Source organism: Gordonia sp. NPDC003424, assembly GCF_053588655.1.
In genome coordinates this window covers 386,040-402,671 of sequence record NZ_JBSFQJ010000003.1, presented here as the reverse complement: position 1 = coordinate 402,671, position 16,632 = coordinate 386,040, and the positions used below count along the sequence as shown (strand labels likewise).

Annotated in this window: 14 protein-coding genes; 11 read left to right on the top strand and 3 right to left on the bottom strand. The window is 66.4% G+C overall.

Going from position 1 to position 16,632, the window contains the following annotated elements:
- Positions 1 to 12 precede the first annotated feature (12 nt).
- Genes ACWDTI_RS06935 through ACWDTI_RS06925 form a run of 3 tightly spaced genes read left to right on the top strand, consistent with a single transcriptional unit; the run spans position 13 to position 3,661 of the window.
- Entirely contained in the window at positions 13 to 1,836 is a 1,824-nt protein-coding gene (locus tag ACWDTI_RS06935) for a circularly permuted type 2 ATP-grasp protein (RefSeq protein ID WP_449737303.1), read from the top strand.
- Entirely contained in the window at positions 1,833 to 2,816 is a 984-nt protein-coding gene (locus ACWDTI_RS06930; RefSeq protein ID WP_449737302.1) for an alpha-E domain-containing protein, read from the top strand. The genes ACWDTI_RS06935 and ACWDTI_RS06930 overlap by 4 nt, the downstream gene beginning before the upstream one ends.
- Complete coding sequence (locus tag ACWDTI_RS06925; RefSeq protein WP_449737301.1) at positions 2,813 to 3,661, top strand: transglutaminase family protein; 849 nt, start codon at positions 2,813 to 2,815, stop codon at positions 3,659 to 3,661. The genes ACWDTI_RS06930 and ACWDTI_RS06925 overlap by 4 nt, the downstream gene beginning before the upstream one ends.
- 310 nt (positions 3,662 to 3,971) lie before the next feature.
- Here ACWDTI_RS06925 and ACWDTI_RS06920 read toward each other — a convergent pair whose 3' ends face one another.
- Both ACWDTI_RS06920 and ACWDTI_RS06915 read right to left on the bottom strand, forming a co-directional pair.
- On the bottom strand, positions 3,972 to 4,397 hold the full coding sequence (locus ACWDTI_RS06920; RefSeq protein WP_449737300.1) for a type II toxin-antitoxin system PemK/MazF family toxin: 426 nt from the start codon (positions 4,395 to 4,397) through the stop codon (positions 3,972 to 3,974).
- Positions 4,394 to 5,044, bottom strand: a complete 651-nt coding sequence (locus ACWDTI_RS06915; protein WP_449737299.1) for an alpha/beta hydrolase family protein — start codon at positions 5,042 to 5,044, stop codon at positions 4,394 to 4,396. Before ACWDTI_RS06915 ends, ACWDTI_RS06920 begins: the two co-directional genes overlap by 4 nt.
- 70 nt (positions 5,045 to 5,114) lie before the next feature.
- Here ACWDTI_RS06915 and lepA point away from each other — a divergent pair, with 70 nt between their 5' ends.
- The 3 genes from lepA to ACWDTI_RS06900 are packed head-to-tail and all read left to right on the top strand — an operon-like array spanning position 5,115 to position 9,958.
- Positions 5,115 to 7,001 (top strand): translation elongation factor 4, encoded by a 1,887-nt coding sequence (gene lepA, locus ACWDTI_RS06910; RefSeq protein WP_449737421.1) that lies wholly within the window; start codon positions 5,115 to 5,117, stop codon positions 6,999 to 7,001.
- 1 nt (position 7,002) lies between these two features.
- Positions 7,003 to 9,042, top strand: coding sequence for a M3 family metallopeptidase (locus ACWDTI_RS06905; protein WP_449737298.1), 2,040 nt, complete (start codon positions 7,003 to 7,005; stop codon positions 9,040 to 9,042).
- A 7-nt stretch (positions 9,043 to 9,049) separates the two neighbouring features.
- The gene (locus tag ACWDTI_RS06900; protein WP_449737297.1) at positions 9,050 to 9,958 is read left to right on the top strand and encodes a cation diffusion facilitator family transporter; all 909 of its coding nucleotides are present in this window, start codon (positions 9,050 to 9,052) and stop codon (positions 9,956 to 9,958) included.
- A gap of 22 nt (positions 9,959 to 9,980) precedes the next feature.
- On the opposite strand, the gene ACWDTI_RS06895 is transcribed toward ACWDTI_RS06900, so the two are convergent.
- The gene (locus ACWDTI_RS06895) at positions 9,981 to 11,969 is read right to left on the bottom strand and encodes a glycoside hydrolase family 15 protein (protein ID WP_449737296.1); all 1,989 of its coding nucleotides are present in this window, start codon (positions 11,967 to 11,969) and stop codon (positions 9,981 to 9,983) included.
- Positions 11,970 to 12,101: 132 nt separating this feature from the next.
- Between ACWDTI_RS06895 and ACWDTI_RS06890 the strand changes: the two genes are divergently transcribed.
- The 5 genes from ACWDTI_RS06890 (at position 12,102) to ACWDTI_RS06870 (ending at position 16,406) form a co-directional block, all read left to right on the top strand.
- A complete protein-coding gene (locus ACWDTI_RS06890; RefSeq protein WP_449737295.1) occupies positions 12,102 to 12,302 on the top strand; it encodes a hypothetical protein in 201 nt (66 codons plus the stop codon).
- A gap of 277 nt (positions 12,303 to 12,579) precedes the next feature.
- Positions 12,580 to 13,635: a sulfate ABC transporter substrate-binding protein gene (locus ACWDTI_RS06885; RefSeq protein ID WP_449737420.1), complete on the top strand. Its 1,056-nt coding sequence runs from the start codon at positions 12,580 to 12,582 to the stop codon at positions 13,633 to 13,635.
- Positions 13,632 to 14,483, top strand: a complete 852-nt coding sequence (gene cysT / locus ACWDTI_RS06880) for a sulfate ABC transporter permease subunit CysT (RefSeq protein WP_449737294.1) — start codon at positions 13,632 to 13,634, stop codon at positions 14,481 to 14,483. The genes ACWDTI_RS06885 and cysT overlap by 4 nt, the downstream gene beginning before the upstream one ends.
- Positions 14,480 to 15,409, top strand: coding sequence for a sulfate ABC transporter permease subunit CysW (gene cysW / locus ACWDTI_RS06875; protein ID WP_449737293.1), 930 nt, complete (start codon positions 14,480 to 14,482; stop codon positions 15,407 to 15,409). Before cysT ends, cysW begins: the two co-directional genes overlap by 4 nt.
- Before the next feature lies 1 nt (position 15,410).
- Positions 15,411 to 16,406 (top strand): sulfate/molybdate ABC transporter ATP-binding protein, encoded by a 996-nt coding sequence (locus ACWDTI_RS06870; RefSeq protein ID WP_449737292.1) that lies wholly within the window; start codon positions 15,411 to 15,413, stop codon positions 16,404 to 16,406.
- Positions 16,407 to 16,632 lie beyond the last annotated feature (226 nt).

Sequence of the window (16,632 nt, the reverse complement as noted above, 5' to 3'; positions counted from 1 at the left end):
CCATGTCAAGTTATGAGTCCCGCGTCGACCACGTCAGCGTCCACCAAGAAAGCCGCCGCCGCCAAGGCGAACGCGGCGAAGAGTAGTAAGCCCGCGGCGAGCGTCCGAGCACGCGGGCGGGATGCCGCGGCACCGGCGAAGAAGGCCAAGACCGTTGTCCGCGAACCGAAGACACTCGACGACACCATCTTTGCCGGCTATTCGAAGGGCCCCTACGGGCACGCCTTCGACGAGATGTTCGACGACGACGGCGACACCCGCACGCCCTATCGCAACATCTTCAAGGCGATGTCGGCCTATGACCGTGGCGATCTCGACGTGCGCGTGGACGCACTCGGTCGTGCGTTCATCGACCAGGGCGTCACCTTCTCCCTCTCCGGCAAGGAGCGTCCGTTCCCGCTCGATGTTGTGCCGCGAGTGATCTCGGCCGCCGAATGGAGCAAGCTCGAGGCCGGTATCACCCAGCGGGTGCAGGCCCTCGAACTGTTCCTCGACGACATCTACGGCGAGGCCGAGATCCTGCGTGACCGGGTGCTGCCGAAGCGACTCGTGCTCTCGTGTGAGCATTTCCATCGTCAGGCCGCGGGTATCCGGCCGCCCAACGGTGTGCGTATCCACGTCGCCGGGATCGACCTCATCCGTGACGAACAGGGCGACTTCCGGGTCCTCGAAGACAATCTGCGGTCGCCGTCGGGCATCTCCTACGTGATGGAGAATCGGCGCACGATGGCCCGCGTGTTCCCGGACCTGTTCTCCTCCCACCGCGTTCGCGCGGTCGCCGACTATCCGAGTCATCTGTTGCGGGCGTTGCGCGCGTCGGCGGCGTTCAACGAGGCCGATCCCAACATCGTCGTCCTCACTCCCGGCGTCGCCAACTCCGCGTACTTCGAGCACTCGCTGCTCGCGCGGCTCATGGGTGTCGAGCTGGTCGAGGGGCGCGACCTCTTCTGCCGCGACAACGTCGTCTACATGCGTACCACCGAGGGTGAGCAGCGCGTCGACGTCATCTACCGCCGCATCGACGACGACTTCCTCGACCCGATGCAGTTCCGCCCGGATTCGATGCTCGGCGTGGCCGGTCTGGTCAACGCCGCCCGGGCCGGCAACGTGGTGATCTCCAGCGCGGTCGGTAACGGTGTCGGCGACGACAAACTGATCTACACCTACGTCCCGGAGATCATCCAGTACTACCTCGGCGAGAAACCGACGCTGCAGAACGTGGACACGCTGCGCTGCTGGTTGCCCGACGAATGCGACGAGGTCCTCGACCGCATCGACGAACTCGTCGTCAAACCCGTTGAGGGATCGGGTGGTTACGGCATCGTGTTCGGGCCGGACGCCACCAGGGCGGAGCTCGACACGTTGGCGCGCAAGGTGCGCAACGACCCCCGCGGGTGGATCGCGCAGCCCGTGGTCCAGCTCTCGACGGTGCCGACCAAGATCGGTGACGAGGTCCGGCCCCGGCACGTCGACCTGCGGCCGTTCGCGGTCAACGACGGCGAGTCGGTCTGGGTGCTGCCCGGCGGCCTGACGCGCGTGGCGCTGCCCGAAGGATCGCTGGTGGTCAACTCCAGCCAGGGCGGAGGTTCCAAGGACACCTGGGTGCTGGCCTCGCGCGGCTCCGAGGCGGACCGCGAATTGGCCGGGGAGAAGATCGTTTCGGCGTCCGGGGTCGCGGCCGCGCGACCGGCCGAGAGCGCCCCCGATCCACTCCGCACCCAGACCCAGCAACAGCAGCAGCAACAGCAAACGCGTTCGCAGCAACAGCAAACGGGCGCACGGCAGCAACAACATACCGGCTCACAGCACCAGCAGCAGGGGGGTGGCTCGCAATGATGCTCGCCCGCAACGCCGAATCGCTCTACTGGATCGGCCGGTATGTCGAGCGCGCCGACGACATGGCGCGCATCCTCGACGTCGCCATCCAGCAGATCCTCGAGGACGCAACCGTCGACGTCGATGCGCAGGCGAGGCTGGTCATCCAGGTCCTCGGACTCGAGGTGCCCTCCTCCGACGACGAACTCGACGTGTGGTCGTTGACCGAACGTGTTGCCTACGACAAGGATTCGGTGGGTTCCATCGTCGACCTGATCCGGTCGGCACGGGAGAACGCCCGCGGTGCCCGCGAGGTGACGTCCAGCGAGATGTGGGAATGCGTCAACACCACCTACAACGGACTGTCCGACGCCGAACGCCGCGCACGACGTCTCGGCCCCCACGAGTTCCTCTCATACGTGAAGAACCGGGCCGCGATGTTCGCCGGCCTGGCCGACGCCACCCTGAGCCACGACGACGCCTATCGCTACCTTGTGGTCGGCCGATCGATCGAACGCGTCGACATGACCATCCGAATGTTGTTGGCGCGCGCCGGAGAACGCTCGAGTTCGCCCAACTGGGTGAGCGTGCTGGTGTCCGCGGGCGCGCAGGACACCTTCCTGCGCACCTACCGCGGCATGCTCGACGCGGAGAACATCGTCGAGTTCATGCTGCTCGACCGCCTGTTCCCGCGATCGGTCTTCCACGCCTTGCGGCAGGCCGAACTCAATCTGGCGGAACTGGAGAACGGCCCGACCCGTGTGGGTCTGTCCGCCGAGGCGCTCCTGCTGCTCGGTCGGGCACGCAGCTCGCTGGAGTTCCTCGAGCCGAGTAAGTTGCTCGACGGGCTCGAAGACCGGCTGCTCGACCTGCAGGACACCTGCCGTGCGGTGAACGAAGCCCTCACGGCTCAGTATTTCCATGTGTCGCCGTATGTTTCGTGGGCCGATGCCCGGGTGAGCGACAGCGAGGAACACATCATCGAGGAGAGTGAGCTGTGAGCTGGCGTGTCCGCGTCGTCCATTCCACCGGGTTCGCCTACAAGAGCCCGGTCACATCGTCGTACAACGAGGCGCGCCTGACGCCGCGCAGCGACAACCGGCAGAACGTGATCGTGAACCGCGTCGAGACGGTGCCCGCCACCCGCTCGTATCGTTACACCGACTACTGGGGTACCGCGGTCACCGCGTTCGATCTTCATGCGCCGCATGAGGAACTCGAGGTGTCCGGCATGTCGGTGGTGGAGACCGAGCAGGGTGAGCGTCCGTCACCCGCCGATCAGGTCGACTGGGACGGACTGCGCAACGAGTCCGTCGAGGACCGTTACGACGAGATGTTGTCCAACACCGGGTATGTCCCGAAGAATCGCCAACTGGCCAGTACCGCAAAACGTTTGGCGAAGGGTCTGACCCCGGAAGGGGCCGTCGAGGCCATCTGCCGGTTCGTTCACGCAGAAATGAACTACGTGCCCGGCACCACCGGGGTGCACACCACCGCGGTTGATGCCTGGAACGAGCGTAAGGGCGTCTGCCAGGATTACGCGCACCTGTCGCTACTCATGTTGCGGTCCTTGGGAATTCCCGCGCGATATGTGTCCGGGTACCTGCACCCCAAGCCGAATGCCGCGATCGACAAGACCGTCGAGGGCCAGTCCCACGCGTGGATCGAGGCGTGGACCGGCGGCTGGTGGGGTTACGACCCGACCAACGACACCGGAATCACCGAGCAGCATGTCTCGGTGGGGGTCGGTCGCGACTACTCCGACGTCTCGCCGCTCAAGGGCATCTACACCGGCGGTGGCGCCACCGACCTCGACGTCGTCGTGGAGATCACCCGCCTGGCGTGAGCGACCGAGATCTCGATGCGCGGGCTCGCAAGCTCGCTCGCTTACTCGATCAGCGGGGGAGGGACTCTTCGGATAGCGCTCCGAGCGAAGCGAGGCGCCGCATCCATGATCACCGCGACCGGGATCTCGATGCGCGGGCTCGCAAGCTCGCTCGCTTACTCGATCAGCGGGGGAGGGACTCTTCGGCTGGTCTCCGAGCGAAGCGCGGCGCCGCATCCGTTCGCTGATCGAGTAAGGCCGAGCTTGCGAGGCGCCGCATCCATTCGCTGATCGAGTAAGGCTCCGAGCGAAGCGAGGCGCCGCATCGAGATCACCGCCAGCCGAACCGCGTCCGCAATTGCTGTGCCACAGCAGCGAATCGAGCCCGATCCAGGATCGCGCCCTCGCGGCGGATACCGTCCTCGAGAACCAGCAGCACCCGGTCGAGCCGCACGTAGCTGTTGCGGTGCTCCGTATCCCAGGCGCCCTCGCCGAGAGGGAACCAGTCGGGGTCGTCGCGGTGATAGTCCTTGCTGGACAACATGAGTCCGAGCAGGTGGGATCTGCCCGACGCATCGGTCTCGCGCCCCACCACCAGGACCGGCCGGTCCTTGCCCTGCGTGGGGTCCTCTTCGTATCGCACCCACGTCCAGACGACCTCGCCGGGATCGGCGGCACCATCGAGGTTCGGCGCGTACGCGATCTCGCGGGCGAATCGCGTGGTGGGGGCGTGGGTGGGCAACGGATGCGCGGTCATGCCGCGGGCCCGGAGAAGAACATTTCCTCGACGGCGTCGGCGGCGAGGGTCGCCGTCGGTTTGCGGTCCGGACGCAGATCGTGGCCGACCTTCTCGATCTCGACGATGCACGTGGGCGCATCGATCAGCGCGACCGCGTCGACGAGTTCGGCGGTCGTCGCGAACGGATCGGTGCTGCCGTGGACGACCACCGTCGGCACGATGATCGACGGCAGATGCTCGGTGCGCAGTCGATCAGGTTTGCCCGGCGGGTGCAGCGGATACGACGTCAACAGCAAACCGTCGGCCAGACCGTGATCTTCGGCGACCGCCATCGACGCCTGCCGGCCGCCGTAGGAGTGGCCGCCGATGATCAGCGGGCCGTCGGCCTCGCCGTGGAACACCGCGCACGCCGCCCGGATTCCGTCGCGGTCGGCCTCGGCCGTCGACGGGCTCGGCGGACCCTTCGGCCGGCGCTGGCGATAGGGGAGATCGATCCGTGCCACCACCAGCCCGCGGGCGCACAGTTCGGCGGCGACGGCCCGCAGGATCACCGCGCTCCGGTTGCCGCCGGCTCCGTGGGCGAGCACCACGACACCGCGGGGCGCACTGTTCGGCCGCTCGACGTCGGCGACGACGCCGTCGGCGGTGTAGGTGGTCGAGGACATGACCCAACGGTAGCCGCGAACGTCGCCGTCTCCCGAGGTGGTCGGCCATGAGAAACTGGTCTGAACACACCTGCCGCACGTCTCTCGAAGGAGCAGTTCGATTCCGAGCTTCGCCGACACCACCTTCACCGATCCCGAGCGGATCCGGAACTTCTGCATCATCGCGCACATCGACCACGGGAAATCCACCCTGGCCGACCGGATGCTGCAGCTCACCGGCGTGGTCGAGGAACGCGCGATGCGCGCGCAGTACCTCGACCGGATGGACATCGAACGTGAGCGCGGCATCACCATCAAAGCGCAGAACGTCCGGCTGCCGTGGCAGGTCACCGAGGGCGGACAGACCACCGACTACGTGATGCACCTCATCGACACGCCCGGCCACGTCGACTTCACCTACGAGGTCTCGCGGGCACTCGAGGCCTGTGAGGGTGCCGTGCTGCTGGTCGACGCGGCGCAGGGCATCGAGGCCCAGACGCTGGCCAACCTGTACCTGGCGATGGAGAACGACCTCACCATCATCCCGGTGCTGAACAAGATCGACCTGCCCGCCGCGGACCCCGACCGCTACGCCGCCGAGCTCGCCCACATCGTCGGCTGCGACCCGAGCGAGGTGCTGCGTGTCTCCGGCAAGACCGGCGAGGGTGTGGGCGCCCTGCTCGACGAGGTGGTCCGGCAGATCCCGGCACCGACCGGCGACGCCGACGCACCGGCCCGCGCGATGATCTTCGACTCCGTCTACGACACGTACCGCGGCGTCGTCACCTACGTCCGCGTGGTTGACGGCAAGATCATGCCCCGCGAGAAGATCGCGATGATGTCCACCGGGACCACCCACGAGCTGCTCGAGGTGGGCATCGTGTCGCCCGAGCCGAAACCGTCCAAGGGGCTCGGCGTCGGTGAGGTCGGCTACCTCATCACCGGCGTCAAGGACGTCCGGCAGTCCAAGGTCGGTGACACCGTCACCACCGCGCGCAACGGCGCCACCCAACCGCTGACGGGCTATCGCGAACCGCATCCGATGGTCTACTCCGGTCTCTATCCGCTCGACGGCTCCGACTACCCGGATCTCCGCGACGCCCTCGACAAACTGCAACTCAACGACGCGGCGCTGACCTACGAGCCGGAGACGTCGGTGGCGCTCGGCTTCGGGTTCCGCTGCGGTTTCCTCGGACTGCTGCACATGGAGATCACGCGCGAGCGTCTCGAGCGCGAGTTCGGGCTGGACCTGATCTCGACGGCCCCGAACGTGGTCTACCGGGTGATCCTGGACGACGGCTCCGAACACGTGGTCACCAACCCGTCGGACTGGCCGGAGGGCAAGACCCGCACCATTTACGAACCGATCGTCAAGACGACCATCATCTCGCCCAGCGAGTTCATCGGTTCGATCATGGAGCTGTGTCAGTCGCGGCGCGGCGATCTCGGCGGCATGGACTACCTGTCGGAGACGCGGGTGGAGTTGCGCTACACGATGCCGATGGCCGAGATCATCTTCGACTTCTTCGATTCGCTGAAGTCCCGCACCCGCGGGTACGCGTCCCTCGACTACGAGGAGTCCGGCGAGCAGGAGGCGGAGCTGGTCAAGGTCGACATCCTGCTGCAGGGCGAGGCCGTCGACGCCTTCAGCGCCATCGTGCACAAGGACGCCGCCTACGCCTACGGCAACAAGATGGCCACCAAGCTCAAGGAGCTCATTCCGCGTCAGCAGTTCGAGGTCCCGGTGCAGGCCGCTGTGGGCTCCAAGATCATTGCGCGCGAGAACATCCGGGCCATCCGCAAGGACGTCCTCGCCAAGTGCTACGGCGGCGACATCAGCCGTAAGCGCAAACTGCTGGAGAAGCAGAAGGAGGGCAAGAAGCGGATGAAGACCATCGGCCGGGTCGACGTGCCGCAGGAGGCGTTCGTCGCCGCGCTCTCCACCGACGCGGCAGGCGACAAGCCGAAAGGCAAGTGACATGGTCAATCCCGTCCTCGCGGAGAGCCCCCTGCGCCACGGGCTGCCGGACTTCGCGTCGATCTCCGACGACGACTTCCTGCCCGCCTTCGACGAGGCGATGACGTCGCACCTCACCGAGGTGGAACGGATCGCCACCGACGCCACCGCCCCGACCTTCGCGAACACCGTTGAGGCACTAGAACTCTCGGGACGCGACCTGGCCCGCGCAAGTGGCATCTTCTTCAATCTGGTTGGCCCGGACACCAATCCGCAACGCAACGAGATCTCGCAGAAGTTGTCCACCCTGCTGACCGACCACGCGAACACCATCGCCATGGACAAACGACTGTTCGCCCGGATCGCCGACCTCTACCAGCGCCGCGCCGACCTGGGCCTGACCGAGGCGCAGGAACGGTTGCTGGCCAAGCGGTATCGCGAATCCGTGCGAGCCGGAGCGGGACTCGACGACGCCGAGCAGGACGAGATGCGCCAGATCTCGTCGCGGCTGGCCTACCTCACCACGACCTTCTCGCAGCTCATCCTCGACGACACGAATGCGTCGGCGGTCTTCGTCGAGGACGTCGCCGACCTCGACGGTCTCGCGGCCGGGCAGATCGCCGCGGCGCGTCGGGCCGCCGCCGACGCGGGTCACGACAGTGGGTTCCTGATCACCCTGGAGTTGCCGACAAGTCAGTCGTCGGTGGCGTCATTGACCACACGGGCAGTGCGGCAACGCGTCTTCGACGCGTCGGTACACCGGTGTGCGCGGGGCAACGAATCCGACACCCGCGCAAACATTCTCGAGATCGTGGGGCTACGGGCCCGACGGGCCGAGTTGCTCGGTTACCCCAACCACGCCGAGTACGTGATCGCCGAAGAGACCGCCCCGACGCCGGAGGCCGTCGTCGAACTGCTCGGCGAACTGACCGCCTCGGCACTGCGTGCGGGTGGGCGGGAACTCACCCGCCTCACCTCGCTGACCGACGAGGAGATCGGCCCCGCCGACTACACGTACTGGCTGGCGAGGGAGAAACGTGCCACCTCGGCGGTGCCGCTGGATGATTTCGCCGCATACTGCGAATTGGACACGGTGCTGCGTGACGGCGTGTTCTATGCGGCGGGCAAGCTGTACGGGCTGCGGTTCGTGCCGCGCCCGAATCTGGCCGGGTACCACCCGGATGTGCGCATTTGGGAAGTGTTCGGCGACAACGGCAGCAGCATCGGGCTGTTCCTCGGCGACTTCTATGCGCGGCCGTCCAAACGCGGTGGCGCGTGGATGAACAACATCGTCGACCAGTCGTCGGTGCTGCGTACCCAGCCGATCGTCGTCAACGTGCTGAACCTCACCAAGCCCGACGACGGCGAAGCCTGCCTGCTCTCGATGGATCAGCTGACCACGCTGTTCCATGAGTTCGGGCATGCCCTGCACGGGCTGCTGTCGGCGGTCGACTATCCGTCGCAGTCGGGTACGTCGGTGCCACGGGACTTCGTCGAATTCCCGTCGCAGGTCAACGAGATGTGGGCCCTGCACCCGGATGTGCTGGAGCACTACGCCCGTCACCACGAGACGGGTGAACCCATTCCCGCCGAGCTGGCCGAGGCGGCCCGTGCGTCGGCGAACACCGAAACCGCCCACGGCACCGTCGAATACCTCGCCGCCGCCGTGCTCGACCTGGCCTGGCATCGGCTCGGCACCGACGAGATCCCGACAGACGTCGAGGAATTCGAGCGCGCCGCGCTACGGGATGCCGGCTTCGTCGGCGATCTCATCCCGCCGCGCTACCGCAGCGCCTATTTCAACCACATCTTCGGTGGCGGGTACTCGGCCGGCTACTACTCCTACATCTGGTCGGAGGTCCTCGACGCCGAGACCGAGCAGTGGTTCCTCGCCGAGGGCGGGCTGGAGCGCGACTCGGGGCGGCGGTTCGCCGACGCGACGTTGTCCCGCGGGGACAGCGTGGATCCGCTTGTCGCGCACGAGAAGCTGATCGGCCGGAAGGCGGAGATCGGGCCGCTGTTGACGCGCCGTGGTCTCGTCGAGCAGTCCGCGCAGGGGTGAGCACACCGTGACCACCACGGCGACGCGCGCCGACCTGACCCGCTTCGCGCTGCTGAGCATAGCCACCTCGATCGTGGTGATCACGCTGAAGATCGTCGCGTGGCGGGTGTCGGGGTCGGTCGGCCTGCTGTCGGATGCCGCCGAGTCGCTGGTGAATGTCGTTGCCGCCGTGGGCGCGTTTGTCGCGCTACGGGTGGCAGCGCGACCAGCCGACGTCGACCACAACTTCGGGCACACGAAGGCCGAGTATTTCTCGGCGGTCTTCGAGGGCGTGATGATCGTCGTCGCTGCGGGTTTGATCATCTTCGCGGCGGTCGAACGCCTCCTGCACCCGCGGGAACTCGAGTCGGTCGGACTGGGTCTGGCCATCTCGGTGATCGCGTCGGTGATCAACGGTGCAGTCGGCCTGATCCTCATTCGCGTAGGGCGCCAACACCGTTCGATGACGTTGGAGGCCGACGGCAAACACCTGATGACCGATGTCTGGACGACCGCCGGCGTGGTGGTCGGCGTGCTCCTCGTCGCTCTCACCGGATGGTTGCCGCTCGACGCGCTCATCGCGATCGCGGTGGCGATCAACATCCTCTGGGTCGGCGGTCGACTCGTCTGGCGGTCGAGTGAGGGGCTGATGGACGCCGCGCTTCCCGTCCACGACCGGACACGTATCGACGACGTGCTGAACCGATACCGCACCGAGGGCATCGAATTCCACGACGTCCGCACCCGCGAGGCCGGGCACGAACGGTTCCTCCAGATGCACATGCTGGTGCCCGGCGACTGGTCGGTCCAGCGTGCCCACGACGTCACCGAGCGCGTCGAGGGCGAGTTGCATGCGTCGTTGGCGCACTTGAACATCAACACGCATATCGAGCCCGTCGACGATCCACGCGCCTACGAATCGTGGCGGCTGGACTGAGCGCTCGACGGGGGCCGCGAGCTCAGTGATTGGCCGGCTGGAACTGCCCGTGGCTGGCCGCCTCCTCGGCCCGGATCACGTGCATGACGGCGTTGATCAGCGCCAGGTGGGTGAACGCCTGCGGGAAGTTCCCGAGATGCTGGCCGGTGGCGGCGTCGATCTCCTCGGCGTACAGCTTGAGCGGACTCGAGTAGGACAACAGGCGCTCGCACAACGTCTTCGCCCGATCGAGCTCACCGATCTCGACCAGCGCCGACACCAGCCAGAAGGAGCAGATGGTGAAGGTGCCCTCCTCGCCGGTGAGGCCGTCGTCGGTCTCTTCGACGCGGTAGCGCAGCACCAGACCGTTCTCGGTGAGCTCATCGGCGATGGCCAGCACGGTGTTGCGGACCCGTTCGTCGTCCGACGGCAGGAACCGCAGTAGCGGGATCAGCAGCGCCGACGCATCGAGGGCGTCGTCGCCGTAGCGCTGGGTGAACACGCCCTTCACGTTGACGCCGTGCTCTAGGATGTCCTCCCGGATCTCGTCGGCGATCTCGCTCCACTTCTTCGCGTACGACTTCTCGCCGTGCAGCGCCGCCAGGCGTGAACCCCGGTCCAGCGCAACCCAACACATCACCTTCGACGACGTGAAGTGCTTCGGTTCGCCGCGCACCTCCCAGATGCCGCGATCGGGCTTGCGCCAGTTCTTGACGGCCTCCTCGACCTGGGCCTTGAGGACCGGCCAGAGCGTTTCCGGCACCGATTCGCTCGACTTGGTGTTGAGGTAGACCGAGTCGAGCATGGTGCCCCAGATGTCGTGCTGCGCTTGGTTGTACGCGCCGTTTCCGATGCGTACCGGGCGCGCGCCGCCGTAGCCCGACAGGTGGTTGAGTTCTTCCTCCTCGAGCGTCCGTTCGCCGCCGACGCCGTACATCACCTGCAGCGGATGATGTTCGGAACCGGTGACCCCGGAGACGTCGGCGATGAAGGAGAAGAAGTCGTTCGCCTCGCGGTCGAGGCCCAACGTGTACAGACCCCACAGGGCGAACGTCGAATCCCGCACCCAGGCATAGCGATAATCCCAATTGCGTTCGCCGCCGGGTGTTTCCGGCAGCGAGGTGGTCGCTGCCGCCAGCAGCGCGCCGGTCGGTGAGTAGGTCAGGCCCTTGAGTGTGAGCGCCGAGCGCTGCAGGTGGCTGCGCCACGGATGGTCGGGAAAGGTGCCGATGTTGATCCACTGGCGCCAGCATTCCGACGTCGACCACATCTTGTGCGCGGCCTCCTCGTAGGTCTGCGGGGCAGGCTGCGACGACCACGACAGCGCGACGAACCGTGAATCACCTTCGACGAGACGCGTCCGCGCCCGGGCTTCGCGACCCTCGAGACCGAGCCGCAGATCGGTGGTCAGCTTCAGCGTCGGCGACGGGGTGGTGGTGTCGGCCGCGGTCGCGATGGCCTCGCCGTACGCCGGACCGGAGTACTCCCACACCGTCTTCGCCCGGTGATAGTCGAAGGCCGGCTCGCAACTCATCGAGAGTTCCACCGTTCCCGACACGCACCGCACCGTCCGCAGCAGGATGTGCTCGGCATCCCAGTCGGTCGGGGTGCGGCGATGCGTCGTCGAACGCCGGTCGTGATCGTGCCAGGGGCCCATCACCAGCGCATCGCGGACGACGATCCATCCGGTCTCGGTCTGCCACGTCGTCTCCACCATGAGACTGCCCGGCAGGTAGCGGCGGTCGACGGGAACGTTCACGCCGTAGGGCCCCAATCGGAAGTGCCCGGCCGCGCGGTCGAGGACGGCGCCGAACACGCTGGGACTGTCCGGGCGGGGCACGCACATCCATTCGACGGACCCGTTGCGGGCGATGAGGCAGTTGACCTCGGTGTCGGACAGGAACGCGTAGTCGCCGATGGGCGGGAACGTGTTGTGGCTCGGGGTGGCCGGCGAGAAGGCGATCGCCTCCGGGTCCGCAGGCATCGGCGCGGTGTGCAGCTCAGTGACGGCGGCGTCTTCCGTTGCGGTCATCGCTATATCATTGCCAGTGGTCAGGGATGCCGCCACTCGACGGGACAGTCGGGCCGGTGGACGTTTAATTCAGGCTGAACGTAACCTGCGCCAGACGACGTGCTGGGCGGGGTGATGGGGATGAGGTGAGTGGTGACCGCGCTGAGCAATTGGTGGGACGGCGTCGAGGAATGGCTGACCGGGCTGTCCTTCGTTCCGCAGCTGCTGGTGACCCTCATCGTGGTGATCCCGTTGTCCGTGCTGGCCGCGATGGCACTCAATGTGCTGGTCGACAGGGTGTCCGACCTCATCGACCGGCGGCGATTCGCCGACGACGACGGGTCCGGGCTGTGAAGACGGTGTTCCGGTCCGCGGTCACCTGGGCCCTCGTCGCGCTGATCGTCCTGGTGGTTCTCGGCTGGTTGCTCACCCGCTAGCACAGCACTTCGCAGTCGTTCTAATCGGACATTCGAGCTGGCATTTCGGCCCCGGGGGCATTGCTAACGTCATCGGGCCGGGTCACCCTTGGATGAGCTCCCGGCGTCGATGAGCATCGAGGAGAGCGAGCGTGGCGAGAACCGCGGGGAACCGGTGGTGGCGGGTCGTGCTGGCGGCTGTGGTCGCCGTACTGATGGTCACCACCGTCAGTGCATGTGGAGGCGGCTCCACCGACGAGCCGGGTGGTGAGGACATCTCCAGCGGTAGCCGGCACCTCAATCTGGTCGCATACGCGACGCCGAAGCCGGGTTTCGACGTCATCATCCCGGCATTCCGGGCCACCCCGCAAGGCCAGGACATCGGGTTCTCCCAGTCCTACGGCGCCTCGGGCGACCAGTCACGCAAGGTGGCGCGGCACGTGCCGGCCGACGTCGTCAACTTCTCCGTCGAACCCGACGTCACGCGCCTGGTCAAGGAAGGTGTCGTCGACGAGGACTGGAAGAAACAGGCCCCGAACAACAGCATCCCGTTCGGCTCGGTCGTCGCTCTCGTCGTCCGCAAGGGCAATCCGAAGGACATCCACGACTGGGACGATCTGCTCAAGCCCGGCGTCCAGGTGGTCACGCCCAACCCGGGCAGCTCCGGCTCGGCGAAGTGGAACCTGCTCGCCCCGTACGCGGCCAAGAGCAACGGCGGTGTCGACAATCAGGCGGGCCTCGACTACGTCAGCGAACTGATCCGCGACCACGTCACGGTGATCCCGAAGTCGGGTCGCGAGGCAACCACGGCCTTCGAACAAGGGCAGGGCGACGTGCTGATCACCTACGAGAACGAGGCGATCATGCTCGAACGGGCCAACGCGACCGCGAGCGCGAAGAGCCAGACCGAGTATCTCATTCCGCCGCAGACGTTCAAGATCGAGAACCCGGTGGCCGTGGTGAACACATCCGGCGACAAGGCGGCCGCGAAGGCCTTCGTCGACTTCCTGTTCACCGACGAGGCGCAGAAACTCTGGGCGCAGGAGGGTTTCCGGCCGGTGGTGCCATCGGTGGTCGCATCGACCACAGCGCTGTTCCCCGGCGACATCGAGAAGCTCTGGACCATCAAAGAACTGGGTGCCGTGCTCGGTAAGGGCACCGCGGCGAAGAACGACGGCAAGGACATGACCGGCTGGAAGGCCGTCGACAACGCGTTGTTCGGCACCAAGGGCGCCATCACCAAGATCTACAACTCGGGAGGCGCGCAATGAGCACGCAGGTCGCGGAATCGTCCGCGCCCGCCGGATTCCTCGGGCGCGGAAAGACATTCAGCGGTGTGAGTCCGCTCGGTATCGGTGTGGCGACGCTGTGGCTGTCGGTCATCGTGCTGCTGCCGCTGGCGGCCATCACGGTGCAGGCGTTCACCGACGGGTGGAGCGGCTTCTGGGATGCGGTCACCGATCCCAACGCCCTCGACGCACTCGGTATCACGGTCCTGGTCTCCGTCGTCGTCGCGCTGATCAACCTGGTGTTCGGCACGATCATCGCCTGGGTGCTGGTCCGCGACGACTTCTGGGGCAAGGGATTCGTCAACGCCATCATCGACCTGCCGTTCGCGCTGCCGACGATCGTCGCGAGCCTGGTGCTGCTGTCACTCTACGGTCCGAACAGCCCGATCGATATCCAGCTCAACGCCACCAAGCCGGCGCTGATCATCGCGCTCACCTTCGTCACGCTCCCGTTCGTCGTGCGCCAGGTGCAGCCGGTCCTGCTGGAACTCGACCGAGACGTGGAAGAGGCCGCCGTCGTGCTCGGTGCGAGCAACTGGACCACCTTCACGAAGATCGTGTTGCCCGCCCTGCTGCCCGCGATCCTGACCGGTGCCGGCCTGGCGTTCACGCGTGCGATCGGCGAGTTCGGGTCGGTCGTCCTCATCGGCGGCAACATCCCGGGCAAGACCCAGGTGGCGTCGCAGTACATCCAGCAGCAGATCGAGATCGACGAGCCCGTCGCCGCGGCGGCCGTGTCGGTCATGTTGCTGCTCATCGCTTTTGTCGTCCTGCTGGCGCTCCGTCTGGTCAGCCGACGCCAGCGCATCCGAGAGGAGGCCGACCAGTGAAGATCTCACCGTTCACCCGCTACGGGTTGCGCGCAGTCGCGCTGATCTACCTGTTCGTGCTGCTCGTCGTGCCGGTCGGGTTGATCTTCTGGCGGTCGTTCGAGCACGGCATCGGACAGTTCTGGGACTGGATCACCACACCCGCGGCGATCTCCGCGCTGCAGCTGAGTCTGCTGATCGTGGCGATCGTGGTGCCGCTGAACGTCATCTTCGGCATCGTCACCGCGCTCGCGCTGGTGCGTGGCCGCTTCCCCGGAAAGGCGGTGTTGCAGGCCGTCGTCGACCTCCCCTTCGCGGTGTCCCCGGTCGTCGCCGGTGTCGCGCTGATCCTGCTGTGGGGCTACGGCGGCTGGTTCGGCGGTATCGAGAGCCTCGGGTTCCGCGTCATCTTCGGGTTCCCCGGATTGGTGCTCGCCACGTTGTTCGTCACGCTGCCGTTCGTGGTGCGCGAGGTCGAGCCGGTGCTCCGCGAGATCGGCACCGAACAGGAGCAGGCCGCCGCAACCCTCGGGGCCAACGGCATGCAGACCTTCTGGCGCATCACGCTTCCCGCGATCCGCTGGGGCCTGACCTACGGCATCGTGCTGACCATCGCGCGCGCGCTCGGTGAATACGGCGCGGTGACCATGGTGTCGTCGAACTTCCCCGGCATCTCGCAGACCCTCACCCTCTTGGTGAACTCGCGCTACACCGACGACTACAACGAGTACGGCGCGTACGCCGCCGCCACGCTGCTCATGATGGTGGCGATCGTGGTGATCGTCGCAATGAGCCTCATCGAGCGCCGCGTCCGCAACCGCGTCGCGAACGCGAGCGGCACCTTCGCGTCGAGTACCGAAGAGGTCGCCGACGACGAGCCGATGCTGGTCCCGTTCGGACCCGCCACCATCCAATCCCAGCCCGTGCATCAGAAGGAAGGCGTCTGACATGTCCATCTCGGTCATCGGTGCCAACAAACGCTATGGCGATTTCGCCGCCCTCGACGACGTGTCGATCGATATCCCCGAGGGGTCGCTGACGTCGCTGCTCGGTCCGTCCGGCTCCGGCAAGTCCACGCTGCTCCGTGCGATCGCCGGTCTCGACAGCCTCGACTCGGGCACCGTCGTCATCAGCGGTTCCGACGTCTCCAACGCCGCACCGCAGAAACGCGACATCGGCTTCGTGTTCCAGCACTACGCCGCGTTCAAGCACATGACGGTGCGCGAGAACATCGCGTTCGGCCTCAAGATCCGCAAGCGGTCCAAGCAGGCGATCGACGCCAAGGTCGACGAGCTGCTCGAGATCGTCGGACTGACCGTGTTCCAGAAGCGCTATCCGGCACAGCTGTCGGGTGGTCAGCGTCAGCGGATGGCGCTGGCGCGGGCCCTCGCGGTGGACCCGAAGGTGCTGCTGCTCGACGAACCGTTCGGGGCGCTGGACGCCAAGGTTCGTGAAGACCTGCGAAAGTGGCTGCGCCGCTTGCACGACGACATGCAGGTCACCACTGTGCTGGTCACCCACGACCAGCAAGAGGCGCTCGACGTCAGCGACAGCATCGCGGTGCTGAACAAGGGGCGTATCGAGCAGATCGGTTCGCCCGAAGATCTGTACGACCGGCCGATCAACGAATTCGTCGCATCGTTCCTCGGTTCGACCGTCCGGCTCAACGGAGAACTGGTGCGCCCGCACGACATTCGCATCGGTCGTCGTCCGGAGCTCGCGCTGCCCGCGGCCGATCCCAGCCTCGATACCGGCGTCATCAAGGCCACCGTCCAGCGCGTGGTGCACCTCGGGTTCGAGACACGAGTCGAGCTGATCGCGGCTGCCACCGGTGACGAGTTCCTGGCACAGATCACCCGCGGCGACGCCAACGCCCTGAATCTGCAAGTGGGCGAAGAGATCTACGCTCGCGCGACCAAGGTGGCGGCGCTGTCGGCGGTGTGAGGGCGCAGCCTTGGGTGATCGGTGGCCCGTGGGGAGCCGGGGAGGCTCCCCCACTGATCCGAGGTGTCACCCGTTGATTCGATGAGTCACCCCCCGCTGATCGAGTAAGGCTCCGAGCGAAGCGAGGCGCCGCATCGAGATCACCTGTCGGACAAGGAAAGTAGTCGCGACGCGCTCGGTCGCTTACTCGACCAGCGGAAGTGGCCGGCGCTTTCCCTCAAGTGAC